This window comes from Actinomadura madurae, assembly GCF_900115095.1.
Classification (GTDB): Bacteria; Actinomycetota; Actinomycetes; order Streptosporangiales; family Streptosporangiaceae; genus Spirillospora; species Spirillospora madurae.
The window spans coordinates 222853-237299 of record NZ_FOVH01000001.1; the positions used below are offsets into that span (position 1 = coordinate 222853).

Here is a 14447-nt window from a genome sequence, read left to right on the forward strand (position 1 = left end):
CGGCGCGGACGGCGAACCGATTCGCAGTACGCATCCGCAACGCATCGGCGTCGCTCCCCCCTCCGGCCCGTGTCGGGCGTCCGGAGCCGCCGATCTGAGGGGGTCACGTGAAGAGAACCATCCTCGTCGCGACCGCGCTGGTCGTGACGGCAGGCGGGGCGGGCGTCGCCGTCTCCGCGAGCGCGGACACCGGCCCCGCCGGTGCCGCCGAGGGCATCGCCTGGGGCAAGTGCGAGGTCAGCGGCCCCGACGACCCGATGAACCAGGCCGAGTGCGCCCAGGTCGAGGTCCCCCTCGACCACTCCCGGCCCGGCGGGCGCAAGATCTCCATCGCGGTGTCGCGCTTCAAGCACACCGACGAGAAGAACTACCAGGGCGTCCTGTTCGTGAACCCGGGCGGGCCGGGCGGGTCCGGGCTGGCGTACTCGCCGGCCCTCGCCCGCTGGATCGGCGGCACCGGGCACGCCGACGTCGCGGCCAAGTACGACATCATCGGGTTCGACCCGCGCGGTGTCGGCTCCAGCAAGCCCGCGCTGAGCTGCGACCCGAACTACTCCGACCCGATCCGCCCGGACTACAACCCGGCGTCGTGGAAGGAGGAGAAGGCCTGGATCGCCAAGTCGAAGAAGTACGCGCAGGACTGCGCGAAGAAGTTCGGCTGGCTGCTGCCGCACATGCGCACCACCGACGCCGCGCGCGACGTCGACGCGATCCGCGCCGCCCTCGGCCAGCAGAAGATCAGCTGGTACGGCTTCTCCTACGGCACCTACTTCGGCGCCACCTACGCCACGCTGTTCCCCAACCGCGTGAACCGGATGGTGCTGGACGGCAACGTCAACCCGAAGACGGTCTGGTACGACGCCCAGCTCGAACAGGACAAGGCGTTCGAGGCCAACATGAAGGCCTGGTGGGCCTGGATCGCGAAGTACGACTCGGTCTACCACCTCGGCACGACCGAGAAGGCCGTCGAGGCCAAGTACTACGCCGTCCGCACGGCGGCGAAGAAGGCGCCCATCGGCGGCAAGATCGGCCCGGACGAGCTGGACGACATCGTCCTGTCCGCCGGCTACAACACGGGCTTCTACATCCCGTTCGCGCAGGCGCTCTCGGCGTGGGCCAACGACAAGGACCCCGCCGGCCTTCTCGACTGGCTCAGCCCCGGCGGCGACGACAACGGCTTCGCCGTCTACAACGCCGTCCAGGCCGCCGACGCCAAGTGGCCGCGCAACTGGAGCAAGTGGCACCGCGACGCCGTGAAGCTCTACGAGCAGGGCTACCGGTTCAACACCTGGAGCAACGTCTGGTTCAACGCCCCCGTCGCCTTCTGGCCGTTCTCGGGCGGTCCGGAGTTCAGGCTGAAGGGCGCCAAGGGCCTGCCGGGCATGCTGCTCGTCCAGTCCACGAAGGACGCGGCGACGCCGGTCGCGGGCGGCCTGGAGATGCACAAGGTCTTCCCGTCCTCCCGGCTGGTGTTCGAGGTCGGCGGCAAGACCCACGCCAACACGCTCAACGGCAACGTGTGCCTGGACGACAAGGTCGCCGCGTACCTCGACACCGGTGCCCTGCCGGCGGGCCACCGCGGCCCGGACGCCTACTGCAAGGCCGTTCCGGAGCTGAACGACCCCGACCCGACCGCCATGACCGCGAAGGCGGCCCGCGCCGCCGCGGGCAAGGACCTCCCGGTCGGACGCCCGTAGCACGCGGGTAGCGGTGGCACGCGGGTAGCACACCGCCTGCGGCGTGCCCGGCTCCGTCCCTCACGCAGGGCGGAGCCGGGCACGCCGCGTTCGTTTCCGCCGGTTGCGGCCGGAATCGCGCGATGTGGGAGTTCGCGCAGTTCAGGGCCTCGCGCCTGTAGAAATCGAAGGTGCTGAACGACGCTGGAAAGAAGGCCGCCGCCGGGACGGCCGCCACCGCACTCACGCTCGGAGTCGCCGTTCTGGGGCCGCCCGCCGCCGCCCGGACCGCGCCCCGTCCCGAGCCGAGGCCCGCCGGCCTCGCGTGGAAGCCCTGCCCCGCCAAGGACCCGGTGGAGGGCACCCGGCTCAAAGGACTGGAGTGCGCCTCCCTCAGCGTGCCGCTCGACCACGCGCGGCCCAGGGGCGAGCACATCACCCTCGCGCTGACCCGCGCCCGGCACACCGCCCGCACGTACAAGGGGGTGGTGCTGCTCAACCGCGGCGGGCCCGGCGCGCACGGACGCGACCTGTCCGGCTTCTTCTCCCGCAGGCTCCCGAAACAGGTCGCCGCGTCCTACGACTGGATCGGCTTCGACCCGCGCGGCGTCGGCGCGAGCAAACCGGCGCTGATCTGCGACCCGGGCTACCAGAACCCGGGCCGGGCACGTCCCGACACCATCCCCGCGAACGCCGCGGAGGAGCGGGCCTGGACCGCCAGGGCCAAGGCCTACGCCGGCGACTGCGCCCGCAAGTACCGCGGGATCCTGCCGCACATGGGCACCGCCGACCTCGTGCGCGACATGGACGCGATCCGCGCCGCCCTCGGCCAGAAGAAGATCGGCTATTTCGGGTACTCGTACGGCAGCTACCTCGGCGCGGTGTACGCGACGATGTTCCCCGGGCGGGTCCGCCGCATGGTGCTCGACAGCGTCGTCCGGCCGAGCGGCGTCTGGTACGGCAACAACCTCGACCAGAACGTCGCGTTCGAGAAGAGCATCCGCGCGTACTTCGCCTGGATCGCCCGGCACCACGACGTGTACCGGCTCGGGAGGACCGAGCGGAAGGTCGCCGCCTCCTACGCGAAGGCGCGTGCCGCGCTCAAGGCCCGGCCCGTCGACGGGAAGATCGGCCCGTCCGAGCTGGACGACGTGTTCCTCGCCGACGGCTACGGCGAGCACTCCTGGGCGTCGCACGCGAGCGCCCTGTCCGCGTTCGTCGTCCGGCACGACCCCGGGCCGCTGCGCAAGGCGTGGCAGCCGCCGGGGCGGCTCGACCAGAACAACTACACCGTCTACGTCGCGGTCGAGTGCCGCGACGCGCCCTGGCCGCGCGACTGGGCCCGCTGGCACGCCGACAGCCGGCGCCTCTTCAGCCAGGGCTACCGGTTCGAGACGTGGAGCAACACCTGGTACAACGCGCCCTGCGCCTTCTGGCCGGTGCCGGGCGGGCCGCCGCCGCGGGTGAAGGGCGCCTCTTCGCTGCCGCCGATCCTGCTCGTCCAGGGCAGTGAGGACGCGGCGACCCCCTACCGGGGCGCGCTGGAGATGCACCGCAGGCTCCCCACGTCCAGGCTGCTGGTGCAGACCGGCGGGCGCGACCACGGCGTCACGCTGGGCGGGGACGAGTGCGTCGACGGGGCCGTCGCCGGCTACCTCGCCACCGGCCGGGTCCCCGCCTCCCGGCCCGGCCCCGACGCGAGGTGCGCGCGCGGGCCCGCGCCCGAGCCCGCGAAGCGCGGGACGGCGCGGGAGACCGGGCGGGTGGTGGCCACCCACCCGTGACCCGGCGCCGGATCGGAGCGCGACCGGAGCCGGTGGGGGTACGCGGCCCCTGGACGACATAGGCTTGTCCACGTGGAGCTTTCAGTGGTGAGGGCCGAACGGGGGCCGCGCCCGTCCAGGGGCCGGTAGCCGTGCGCATGCTGGGCTCGGTGCCGGTGCGCGTGCTGGACGACCGGCACCGGGCGGAGGCCCTCGCGATCCTGGACGCCGACCCGGTGTCCAACGTGTTCGTCAGCTCCCGCGTGCACGCCGCGGGACTCGACCCGCGCCGGCTCGGCGCCCAGATGTGGGGCTACCTGCGCGACGGGCGGCTCGTCTCGCTGTGCTACTCCGGCGCGAACCTCATCCCGGTCGCGGCCGGCCCCGAGGCGGTCCGCGCGTTCGCCGAGCGCGCCCAGGCCCAGGGGCGGCGCTGCTCGTCCATCGTCGGGCCCGTGGACGCGGTCGGCGACCTGTGGGAGATCCTCGCGCCCTACTGGGGGCCGGCCAGGGCCGTCCGCGCCGTCCAGCCGGTGATGGCCACCTCCGCGGTCCCCGCCGTGCCCGCCGACCCGCGGGTGCGGCGCGTCCGGATGGAGGAGTTCGACATCGTCTACCCGGCCTGCGTGGCGATGTTCACCGAGGAGGTCGGGGTGTCGCCGAACGCCGGCGACGGGGGAGTGCTCTACCGCGCCCGCGTCGCCGAGCTGATCCGCGACGGCCGCGCGTTCGCCCGCATCGAGGACGGCCGCGTCATGTTCAAGGCCGAGGTCGGCGCCGTCACCCCGCGGGCCTGCCAGGTGCAGGGCGTGTGGGTGCCGCCGGACCTGCGCGGCCGGGGCCTGTCGGAGACCGGGATGTCGGCGGTGGTGCGGGAGGCGCTGCGCACCATCGCGCCGACCGTGTCGCTGTACGTCAACGACTACAACACGCGGGCGCGGGCGGCCTACCGGCGGGTCGGCTTCACCGAACTCGGCTCGTTCACGTCGATCCTGTTCTGATGTCTTCTGATTTGTCGCTGCGTGCCTGATCTGCCCGGTTTCCTGAATCGATCTTGCGGGGCGGGTACCATCCGGCCGTGGAGTTCGCCGGCGCGTTGCGGCAGGCCGTCCAGGCGAGCGGGCTGACCCTCGACCGGATCCGCCACCGGCTCGGCACGCAGGGCCTGACGGTCAGCGTCGCCACGCTCAGCTACTGGCAGCGGGGCCGCAGCCGCCCGCGGTCGCGCACCGTCGTCGTCGCCCTGGAAGAGATCCTCCAGGTGCCGCCCGGCGGCCTCACCGAGCTGCTGGACGACCCGGCGGCCGAGGCCGTCGCGGTCCGCGGGGCGCGCGCCGGGCCCGCGCCGAGCCGGGCAGCCACCGGGGAGAGGGGCCGCACGGTCCGGGACCTGTGGTCCGACCCCGAGCGCTACGCCGGCCTCGTCGGCCAGCTCGACCGGTCGGGCGACCACCGGCTCGAACGGCTCAGCATCCACGACGTCTACCGGCTGGACGAGGCCCGCCGCTGCTGGACGCTGTCGGTGCGCACCGTCCTGCGCGCCGCGGGCGACGACGTCGACCGCGTCGTCTGCGTCCACCAGACGGGAGACCGCTCCCGCGCGGAGGGCGAGCCGGACGACGGGGCGGCCCGCCTCGGAGGCCTGCGGTACTGCCGGCCCGGCCGGGTCCGCGCCGAGGGCGGGCTGGTGGCGTTCGAGCTGGTCTTCGACCGGGTGCTGTCGGCGGGCGACACCGCGGTCGTCGAGTACGAGCTCGGGCGGGTCGCGCAGCCCCCGTGCGACAGCTACGACCGGCGGTTCTCCCATCCCGTCCACGACTACGTGGCGATCGTCCAGTTCGCCGGCGACCGGCTCCCGGCGCGCTGCTACGGCTTCACCGCCGAGACCTCCGCCGCCCCGCGGCGGCGGCTCGGCGAGCTGTGGATCGGCACGTCCGGCAGCGCCAACATCGCGGTCGGCGCCGTCCGGCGCGGCATCGTCGGGATCGAGTGGGAATGGCACTGATGTCGCAGCTCGCCTGTTGGCAACCGGCCCCCGGGGCCTTACAGTGAGCGCGGTAACAGCAATCGCAGGAGTCAAGGCCGTCGCGCGGGGGCCGGCCGGAGCCGATCCGGAGGCCGGAAAGTGCAGAGTGTCGCAGAGGACGATCTCCTACAGGTCCTCCAGTACGGTCCGTTCAACGTCGCCCTTCACGCCGCCATCCAGGCCCGCGGGCTGAGCCTCGACTCGCTGCGGCGCCGCCTGGAGGAGCAGGGCATCGCCGTCAGCCTGTCCACGCTGAGCTACTGGCAGCGCGGCCGGACCAGGCCCGAGCGCGCCGACTCGCTGCGCGCCGTCCGCGGTCTGGAGACCATCCTCGAACTGCCGCGCCATTCGCTGCTGACGCTGCTGCGGCCGGTGGCCGAACGCCCCGCGGGCACGTGGCGGCCGGTCGAGGAGCTGTGCCCGGAGCCGGGCGTGCGCGACCTGCTCGACGAGATCGGCGACCGCGGCGAACGGCAGCTCACCGGGCTCAGCATGCACGACCAGTACATCCTCGGCCGCCGCCGCGAGCTGCGCGAGGTGCGGGTCCGCGCGGTGTTCCAGGCCCAGCAGCGCGGCGCCGACCGCTGGACCGCCGTCTACCACCATCCGCAGGGCGTCCTGCCGTCGTCGCGCACCGTGCGCGGCTGCCGGTTCGGCCGGGTCCGGATGGACGAGTCCAGCGGCCTGATCGCCGCCGAGCTGCTCTTCGACCGGGCGCTCGGCCGCGGCGAGACCTACCTGGTGGAGTTCGGCTTCGGGTTCGACGGGACGGGCCCGCCGGTGACCGAGGAGGGGCGCGGTTTCCGCGCCCCCCAGCACGAGTACCTCATCGAGGTCCGGTTCCATCCGGCGGCGCTGCCCGCCCGCTGCTACCGGACGTGGCGGCCCGACGGCCACACCGCGCTCAAGGACACCGCCGACCTGCGCCTGTCGAGCTACCACAGCGTCCACTTCATCGAGTTCGGCATGGCCGCCGGGTACCACGGCATCCGCTGGGAGTGGACGTGACCGGACCCCGGCCGGCGGCTACCTGACGAGCAGGTCGAGGAGCCGGTCGAGCTCGGCGGCCGGATCCTCGGTGAGGCCGGCGTGCACCGGCCCCGGCTGGACGATCGTGCTGCGCGGCGCGGTGAGCCAGCGGAACCTCGCGCCCGGCGCCTCCGCCGCCGCCTGGCCGGCGCGCTCGCCGCCGCGGCAGAGCGCGTCCACGCCCCGGAGCGCGGCGCGGACGCCGTCGAGGTTCAGCGCCGGGTCCAGGACGAGCAGGCGCTTCTCGTCCAGGTGCGTGCGGCACCCCAGGTAGTCGAGGGCACGGCAGTACACCACCACGCCCACGTTCATGGCCTCGCCCCGCTCGACGCGCGGGACGACGCGCAGCGCGGCGTACTCGAACACCGTCGGCTCGGTGGCCGTCCTGATGTTGGTCCTCACCCGGTCGCCGCTCATGGGGCACCGCCAAGCCAGTCGGGGCGGTTCCGGCCGCGCCGCGCGGAGGTGTCCGGGCGGCGGCCGCCGACGTCCAGGTCGGGCAGCCAGTCGCGCGGCTTGCCGGCGCGCGGGAGCAGGATGTCGAGGTAGGCGTCGCGGAGCGAGCGCGGGCTCTCGAAGCCGGGCTCGCCCTCCAGCCAGCGGTCGGGCACCAGCTCGATCACCTCGCGCAGCAGCCCTTCGGTGATCTTCGGGGCGAGCTCGGCCTCGGCGTCCCGCAGCGCGGTCGCGTACGGGGTCAGGACGTGGTCGTCGACGTCGTACGGGCCGGAGAACAGCCGCGCCGCGTTCGTCCACGCGTGGTGGAAGATGAGGCTCGCGCCGTGGTCGATGAGCCACACGTCGCCGTGCCAGACGAGCATGTTGGGGTTGCGCCAGCTCCGGTCCACGTTGCCGATGAACGCGTCGAACCACAGCACCCGCGAGGCGAAGCCGGGGTCGGGCGTCCAGCCGAGCGGGTCGAAGCCGAGCGACCCCGGCAGGAAGTCGACGCCGAGGTTCCAGCCGGGGCTGGCCTTGAGCAGGTCCTGCACGTCGGGGTCGGGCTCGTGCCGCCCGATCGCCGGGTCGAGGTCGATGAGCACCTGGTCGGGCACCCGCAGGCCGAGCCCGCGCGCCAGCTCACCGGCGATCACCTCGGCGATCAGCGCCTTGCGCCCCTGCCCGGCCCCGTGGAACTTCATCACGTAGGTGCCGAGATCGTCGGCCTCGACGACGCCCGGCAGCGAACCGCCCTCGCGCAGCGGCGTCACGTATCGGATGGCGGTCACATGTGGCAACACGGCGCAACGCTACCGGGTGGGCCTCCGGCCGGGATAATCGGTTTCATGGGCGTTGAGCTGGTCGACCTGTCGGTCCCGGTCGTGTCGGGCATGCCGGTCTATCCGGGCGACCCGGAGGTGGAGGCCGTGCCCGCGCTCACCGTCGCCGGCTCGGGGGTGAACGTCCTGCGCCTGCACATGGGCTCGCAGACCGGCACCCACGTGGACGCTCCGTTCCACATCGACGACGCCCTGCCGAAGCTGGACGAGGTGCCGCTGGAGCGCTTCACCGGCCCGGCGGTGGTGATGGACGTCCGGGGGCTGCCGCCCCGCACGCCGATACCGCCGGACGCCGTCCCGCCCGGCCTCGCGCCCGGTGACGTCCTGCTCATCGCGACCGGCTGGCCGGAGCGCTGGGGGACCGACGGCTATCTGGCCCATCCCTACCCCGCGCCGGAGACCGCGGAGGCGATCGCCGCCGCCGGGGTCCGGACGGTCGGCATCGACGCCCTCAGCGTCGACCGCACCCCGCCGCCCGGCTCCGATGACTTCTCCCTGGCGGCCCACCGGGTCCTGTGCGGGGCCGGCGCCGTGATCGCGGAGAACCTCACCGGCCTGGACCGGCTCGTCGACGCCCAGGCCGCGGGCCGCGCGATCGACGTCTCCCTCTTCCCCCTCGCGCTGGCGGGAGCCGACGGCGCCCCCGTCCGGGCCGTGGCCCGCGTCGGCGAGCGCGCCGCGCCCGGCTGAGCCGGACCCCATACTGGGAGCCGGGCGACGGAGGGCGGGAACGCGTGCGGGTGGAATGGGCGACGGACCAGGGGAGCCCCGAGCGGCTCAACGAGGACTTCGTGGCCGCGGCGGCGGGTGCGGTCGTGGTCCTCGACGGGTGCGGGCTGCCGCTCGGCACCGACCTCGGGTGCGTGCACGGGACCGCCTGGTACGCGCGGTCGCTCGGCACCCGGCTGCTCGCGCGGATGCTGGACGGCGCCGGACCGCCGGCCGGCTCGCCGGTGGGCCCGCCCGAGGGCGCGCACCGTCCCGGCACGCGCCCGCTGGTGGCGCGGCTCGCCGGCGCGATCGCGGACGTGGCCGCCGCCCACCGGCTGAGCTGCGATCTGCGCGTCCCCACGACACCGGCGGCGACCGTGCTGGCGCTGCGGCTGCGCGGCGAGCTGGTCGACTACCTGGTGCTGGCCGACTCGACCGTCCTGCTGGAGGGCGGGGACGGGGTGCGGGAGATCACCGGCGGCACCTCCTACGCCGCGGCCGATCCCGCCGTCGCCGGCGCCGCGGTCACCGGCACCGTCCCGGCGGCCGAGCTGCGCCGCGCGGTCCTGCTGACCGACGGCGCGACCCGGCTCGCCGACATGTTCGGCGCCACCGACTGGGCCGGCCTGGCCGCGCTGGCGGCGGACCCGGGGCCCGCCGCCCTGATCGGGCGGACGCGGGAGATCGAGCGGACCGACCCGCGGGCCGCCCGCTGGCCGCGGAACAAGGTCCACGACGACGCGACGGTGGCCGTGTGCGAGTTCGGCCGCTGAGCGGGACCGCCGCGAGCGCCCGCCGGGCGGCGCCGTAGGGTGCCCGCGACCCCTGGGAGAGGAGCGGCATGCGGCTCGGGATCACGATGTTCGCGACCGACCGGACCATGGCTCCGCACGAGCTGGCGGTGGAGGCGGAGCGCCGCGGGTTCGCCTCGCTCTACGTCCCCGAGCACACCCACATCCCGGTGGCCCGTGAGACCGCGCCGCCGACGGGCGCCGAGAGCCTGCCCGAGGAGTACGCCCGCACGCTCGACCCGCTGGTCTCGCTCGCCGCCGCGGCCGTCACGACCGAGCGGATCACGCTGGGCACCGGCATCCTGCTGCCCGCGCAGCGCGACCCGATCGTCACGGCCAAGGCCGTCGCCACCCTCGACCGGCTCGCGCCCGGACGGGTCGCGCTCGGCGTCGGCTACGGATGGAACGCCGAGGAGGGCGCCGGCCACGGCGTCCGCTGGAAGCGGCGGCGGGCCATGGCGCGCGAGCACGTCCTCGCCATGCGGGCCCTGTGGACGGACGACGAGGCGTCCTTCGCGGGCGAGTTCGTGCGCTTCGACGCGAGCTGGTCGTGGCCCAAGCCGTCCCGCCGGATCCCCGTGCTCCTCGGCGGCGCGGCCGGGCCCACGCTGTTCGCCCACCTCGCCGAGTACGGGGACGGATGGCTGCCGATCGGCGGCGCCGGCATCCGCGAGGCGCTGCCCGCCCTGCGCCGCGCCTGCGCGGAGGCGGGGCGGGACCCCGTGCCGGTGATCCCGTTCGGGACGCTGCCGACCCCGGAGAAGCTCGCCTACTACGCCTCGCTCGGGATCGAGGAGGTCGTGCTGCGGGTCCCCGGCGGCGGCCGCGACACCGTCCTGCCGGTCCTGGACGGGTACGCGCGCTCGTATCTGTGAGCCCCGGCCCAGGGAGCCCGCGGAGGAGCTAGCGGATCATGCGGTAGCAGATGAAGGTCGGGAACCGGTAGTACTGCCCCTTGCCGGCCTTCACCGCGCCCAGGATGAGGAGCCACCACCCGCCGATCAGGAACTCCAGGTACGGGAGTGCGAGCAGGGCGAGGAACGCGGGCGCGTCCAGCAGGATGGCCGGCGGCACGCAGACGGCCGCCACGGCCAGCAGATGGATCAGCATGGTGAGCTGGTAGTTCATCGACTGCGCGGCGTGGAACCGGGTGTAGGGCGACAGGTTCTTCTTCCACAGGTAGATGACCAGCGCCGGCAGGAACCCGATCAGGACGTTGCCGACGTAGGCGAAGACCGCCCAGGTCGTCTCCTCGCCGTGGGCGGACCCGGGCGGGCCGTACCCGTAGCGCGGGTCGTAGCCGCCGGGCGGCATTCCGGGCGGCGGGCCCGGAGGCTGTCCGGGTGGCGGGCCGGGGGGCTGTCCGGGTGGCGGGCCGGGCGGCTGCCCGGGAGGAGGGCCAGGTGGCCCGCCGTAGGCACCGGGGTAGGGCGGCGGTTGCTCGGGGGGTGGTGGCGGGGGCTGGTCCGTCACTGGTGTTCCTTTAGGTCCTCTGCGCATGGCTCGGTGGGAGATACTTCAGGAATCTATAGGAACCGGGCTCGCCGACGCGGGTCTCACCAGAACGGGAGGCACACATGTCGGCGGCGGGCACCCTGCGTCCCGGCGACCCCGAGCGGCTCGGTCCGTACCGGCTGCTCGGCCGGCTCGGCGAGGGCGGCCAGGGCGTGGTCTTCCTCGGCGAGGACGAGCGCGGCACGCACGGGCGGGTCGCGGTCAAGCTGCTGAACGGCGGCTTCGGCCCCGAGACCGAGGCGCGGTCGCGGTTCCTGCGCGAGCTGGAGACGGCCAAGCGCGTCGCGGAATTCTGCACGGCCGCGATCCTGGACGCCGACGTGGCGGGCGACCGCCCCTACATCGTGAGCGAGCTCGTCGACGGGCCGTCGCTGCACCGGGTCGTGACGGCCGAGGGGCCGCGGGCGCGCGGGGCGCTGGAGCGGCTCGCGGTCGGCACCGCTACGGCGCTCGTGGCGATCCACCGGGCGGGCGTCGTGCACCGCGACTTCAAGCCGCACAACGTGCTGCTCGGGCCGGACGGGCCGCGCGTCATCGACTTCGGCATCGCCCGCGCCCTGGACACCGGGACGATCACCTCCGGCGGGGCGATCGGCACGCCGGCCTACATGGCGCCCGAGCAGCTGGAGGGGCTGCGCGCCGGGCCCGCCGCCGACGTGTTCGCGTGGGCGGGCACGATGGTGTTCGCGTCGTCCGGGCGGCTCCCGTTCGCCGCCGACACGATGACGGCGATGGTCGGCCGGGTCATGCACGGCGAGCCGGACCTCGGCGAGCTGACCGGGCCCCTGCGGGACGTGGCCGCCCGCTGCCTGGCCAAGGACCCGGCGGCGCGCCCGACCGCGTCGGAGGTGCTGCGCGCCCTGCTCGGCGACGCGGACCAGGCGCCTGCCCCGCCCGCCTCCGCAGGGACGCGGACCATGCAGGCCCCGCCCGCCCCGCCCGCCCCGCCCACGCCGCCCACGCCGTACGCGCATCCCGCGCCGCCGGGCCCGCCCGCGCCCCGGGACCGGCGGCCGGTCACGGGCGTGGTCGCGGTGTCGGCGGCCGTGGTCGCGGTGGCGGCCGCCGTCGTGGTGATGGTGCTCGCGCTGTCCAGCGGGGACGGCGGCGGCGAGAACCGGGAAGGGCCGGGCGCGAGCGGACGCCCGCTGGCCGCCACGTCCGGCACGGCGGGCGCGACGCGACCGGAGAGCCCGCCGTCCGAGACGCCTTCGTCTCCGTCGCCGGGCACCTCCGGGCCGGAGAACGGCATCCCGCAGCGGTACGCGGGGACGTGGACGGGCCGGCTGACGCAGAACGACGGGAAGGTCTTCTCCGCGAGGCTCGTGCTCCCCGCGGGCGGCGCCGCGGGGAGCATCGCCTATCCGGAGCAGAACTGCTCGGGGTCCGAGATCTACCTGGGCGAGTCGGGAGGCACGCTGAGGTTCCGCGAGCGGATCACCTTCGGCACGGAACGATGCGTGGACACCGGGACGCTCACGCTCACCCCGGAGGCCGGAGGGGACCGGCTGATGTTCCGCTACGTCGGCCGGTCGTCGAACGGCCGTGAATGGACCGTCGTGGGTCCGCTGTCGCGCTCCTGAGAAGGCGCAGGGCCGGAATGCTCACTGAGCGGGACCCGGCGGCCGATCCGGTCGCCCGCACGTTCTAGAATCGGGTTCGGTCCATGGGCGATGTCCGGGGGCGTCCCCCGCGAGGAGGCTGGAGTGAGCGCGATCCCGATGGAGCGGCCCGAGCTGGAGGACGACGAGGCCGCGGCGCTGGCGGAACTCGCCGCCCGCGTACGCGAGCTGGCCGAGGCCGCCGTCCTCACCCGCGCGGGCGCCGCGGAGGCCACCGCGATCGCGGGCGAGGTCGCGGCGCTGACCGCGCGCCTCACCGCGGAGCGCCGGGACGCGCCGCCGTTCGTCACGCCCGGAGAGCGGACGATGGACCACCAGATCGCCAACCCCGTAACGGGGACGGCCAACCCCATCGCCCCGCCGGTGGTGCTCACGGTCGGCGCCCTGTACGAGGGGCCGCCGTCCTACGTGCACGGCGGCGTGTCGGCGATGGTGCTCGACCAGGCCCTCGGGATGGCGGCGGCCGCCTCCGGCACGCCCGGCATGACCGCGACCCTGGAGACGCGCTACCGGCGCCCGACCCCGCTCGGCGTCCCGCTCCAGGTGGAGGCGAAGGCGAGCCGGGTCGAGGGCCGCAAGGTCTACGCGTCCGGGGCGATCAGCGCCCCGGACGGCCGCGTCACGGTCGAGGCGACCGCGATGTTCATCATGCCGCAGCGGTTCGTCACGTCGCCGTACTGACCTTCGCGCGCTCCTCCGCGGGCGCGGGCAGCAGCCCGAGCGCGGTCAGCGTCAGCGCCGACGCCACGATCATGCTGATCGAGATCGCCTGCCAGCCGAAGTCGTGCAGCAGCCAGGTGGCCAGCAGCGGCGCCGGGCCGCCCGCGAACACCGAGGCGAGCTGGTAGCCGATGCCCGCGCCGCCGTACCGCAGCCGGGTCGGGAACGTCGAGGCGATCAGCGACGCCTGCGGCCCGTACTGGACGGCGTGCGGGATCTGCGCCACCACGACCGCGACGACGATCAGCGCCGCGACCCCGGTGTTGAGCAGCGCGAAGTACGGGAACGCGAAGAGCGCGACGCAGATCGAGCCGACCGCGTACACCCGGCGCGGGCCGATCCGGTCGCCGAGGTGCCCGGAGGCCGGGATCGTGAACAGCTCCAGGACCGCCGCCGCCGTCACCGCGCTCAGCGCGAGACCCTGCGCCTTGCCGAGGTCCTCGTGCACGTAGGTGAGGGCGAACGAGGTGAACAGGTAGAAGGGCATCTGCTCCGAGCAGCGCAGCAGCGCGCTCAGCAGGATCTCCCGCGGGTGCCGCCTGATCACCTCGGCCACCGGGACGCGGGAGACCTCGTCCCGCTCGACGACCTCGGCGAACAGCGGCGTCTCCATCACCCGGATCCGCACCCACAGCCCGATCCCGACCAGGACGACGCTGAACAGGAACGGGATGCGCCACGCCCAGTCCTTGAACGCGTCCTCCGCCGACAGCGCGATCGCCGTCATCATGCCGGTGCCGAGGATGAGCCCGATCGGGACGCCGAGCTGCGGCAGGCTCGCCATCAGCCCGCGCCGGTTCCGGTCGCCCCACTCCATGGACAGCAGCACCGAGCCGCTCCACTCGCCGCCGACCGCGATGCCCTGGAGGATCCGCAGCAGGACGAGCAGGACGGGCGCCGCCCAGCCGATCGTCCCCGTCCCCGGGAGGAGGCCGATGAGCGCGCTCGACACGCCCATCAGCACCAGCGTGACGATCAGCGTCGCCTTCCGGCCGAGGCGGTCGCCCCAGTGCCCGAAGATCGCGGCGCCGACAGGCCGGGCCGCGAACCCGACCGCGTACGTCGCGAACGCCGACAGCGTGCCCGCGTAGTCGCTCGACTCGGGGAAGAAGACGTCCTTGAAGACGATCGCGGCGGCGGTGTTGTAGAGGAAGAAGTCGTACCACTCGATGGACGTGCCGATGACGCTCGCGGCGGCGGCCTTGCGGACCTGCGCGCGGCGCTCGTCGGCACCGGCGGCGCGGGCGCGTCCCGCCTCTCCGGGATCCAGGACCATGGGAGCTCTCTTCTCGGTCGCCGCCCCCGCCGGCTCTG

At 74.4% G+C, this 14447-nt stretch carries 14 protein-coding genes; 10 read left to right on the forward strand and 4 right to left on the reverse strand.

The features are described from left to right. Nucleotides 1-107: 107 nt before the first annotated feature. The 5 genes from BM339_RS01095 (at nt 108) to BM339_RS01115 (ending at nt 6473) form a co-directional block, all read left to right on the forward strand. Nucleotides 108-1697: an alpha/beta hydrolase gene (locus tag BM339_RS01095; RefSeq protein ID WP_256255138.1), complete on the forward strand. Its 1590-nt coding sequence runs from the start codon at nt 108-110 to the stop codon at nt 1695-1697. A gap of 170 nt (nt 1698-1867) precedes the next feature. Further along, nucleotides 1868-3460 (forward strand): alpha/beta hydrolase, encoded by a 1593-nt coding sequence (locus BM339_RS01100; RefSeq protein ID WP_083597160.1) that lies wholly within the window; start codon nt 1868-1870, stop codon nt 3458-3460. 137 nt (nt 3461-3597) lie between these two features. Then, nucleotides 3598-4440 (forward strand): GNAT family N-acetyltransferase, encoded by an 843-nt coding sequence (locus BM339_RS01105; protein ID WP_024936782.1) that lies wholly within the window; start codon nt 3598-3600, stop codon nt 4438-4440. 77 nt (nt 4441-4517) lie between these two features. Continuing rightward, nucleotides 4518-5444: a helix-turn-helix domain-containing protein gene (locus tag BM339_RS01110; RefSeq protein ID WP_075019661.1), complete on the forward strand. Its 927-nt coding sequence runs from the start codon at nt 4518-4520 to the stop codon at nt 5442-5444. A 120-nt stretch (nt 5445-5564) separates the two neighbouring features. Beyond that, complete coding sequence (locus tag BM339_RS01115) at nt 5565-6473, forward strand: hypothetical protein (protein ID WP_075019662.1); 909 nt, start codon at nt 5565-5567, stop codon at nt 6471-6473. 18 nt (nt 6474-6491) lie between these two features. Here the strand turns inward: BM339_RS01115 and BM339_RS01120 are convergent, their stop codons facing one another. Together BM339_RS01120 and BM339_RS01125 are read right to left on the reverse strand one after the other, a co-directional pair. After that, the gene (locus tag BM339_RS01120) at nt 6492-6911 is read right to left on the reverse strand and encodes a DUF3037 domain-containing protein (protein WP_075019663.1); all 420 of its coding nucleotides are present in this window, start codon (nt 6909-6911) and stop codon (nt 6492-6494) included. Further along, entirely contained in the window at nt 6908-7735 is an 828-nt protein-coding gene (locus tag BM339_RS01125) for a HipA family kinase (RefSeq protein ID WP_024936784.1), read from the reverse strand. Before BM339_RS01125 ends, BM339_RS01120 begins: the two co-directional genes overlap by 4 nt. 45 nt (nt 7736-7780) lie before the next feature. On the opposite strand from BM339_RS01125, the gene BM339_RS01130 reads away from it, so the two are divergent. The 3 genes from BM339_RS01130 to BM339_RS01140 all read left to right on the forward strand — a co-directional run bounded on the left by BM339_RS01130 (nt 7781) and on the right by BM339_RS01140 (nt 10151). Next, nucleotides 7781-8464 (forward strand): cyclase family protein, encoded by a 684-nt coding sequence (locus tag BM339_RS01130; protein ID WP_075019664.1) that lies wholly within the window; start codon nt 7781-7783, stop codon nt 8462-8464. A gap of 44 nt (nt 8465-8508) precedes the next feature. After that, complete coding sequence (locus BM339_RS01135) at nt 8509-9258, forward strand: hypothetical protein (protein WP_024936785.1); 750 nt, start codon at nt 8509-8511, stop codon at nt 9256-9258. A gap of 68 nt (nt 9259-9326) precedes the next feature. After that, a complete protein-coding gene (locus BM339_RS01140; RefSeq protein ID WP_021600323.1) occupies nt 9327-10151 on the forward strand; it encodes an LLM class F420-dependent oxidoreductase in 825 nt (274 codons plus the stop codon). A gap of 28 nt (nt 10152-10179) precedes the next feature. Here the strand turns inward: BM339_RS01140 and BM339_RS01145 are convergent, their stop codons facing one another. Further along, nucleotides 10180-10749, reverse strand: a complete 570-nt coding sequence (locus BM339_RS01145; RefSeq protein WP_256255139.1) for a DUF4870 domain-containing protein — start codon at nt 10747-10749, stop codon at nt 10180-10182. Nucleotides 10750-10853: 104 nt separating this feature from the next. On the opposite strand from BM339_RS01145, the gene BM339_RS47375 reads away from it, so the two are divergent. Together BM339_RS47375 and BM339_RS01160 are read left to right on the forward strand one after the other, a co-directional pair. Beyond that, nucleotides 10854-12374, forward strand: coding sequence for a serine/threonine-protein kinase (locus BM339_RS47375; protein WP_083597161.1), 1521 nt, complete (start codon nt 10854-10856; stop codon nt 12372-12374). 123 nt (nt 12375-12497) lie between these two features. Then, a complete protein-coding gene (locus BM339_RS01160) occupies nt 12498-13094 on the forward strand; it encodes a PaaI family thioesterase (protein ID WP_083597162.1) in 597 nt (198 codons plus the stop codon). Here BM339_RS01160 and BM339_RS01165 read toward each other — a convergent pair. Then, nucleotides 13078-14409 carry an MFS transporter gene (locus BM339_RS01165; RefSeq protein WP_075019666.1) on the reverse strand — a complete coding sequence of 444 codons (1332 nt, stop codon included), beginning with the start codon at nt 14407-14409 and terminating at the stop codon, nt 13078-13080. The genes BM339_RS01160 and BM339_RS01165 overlap by 17 nt on opposite strands. Between the last annotated feature and the right edge of the window lie 38 nt (nt 14410-14447).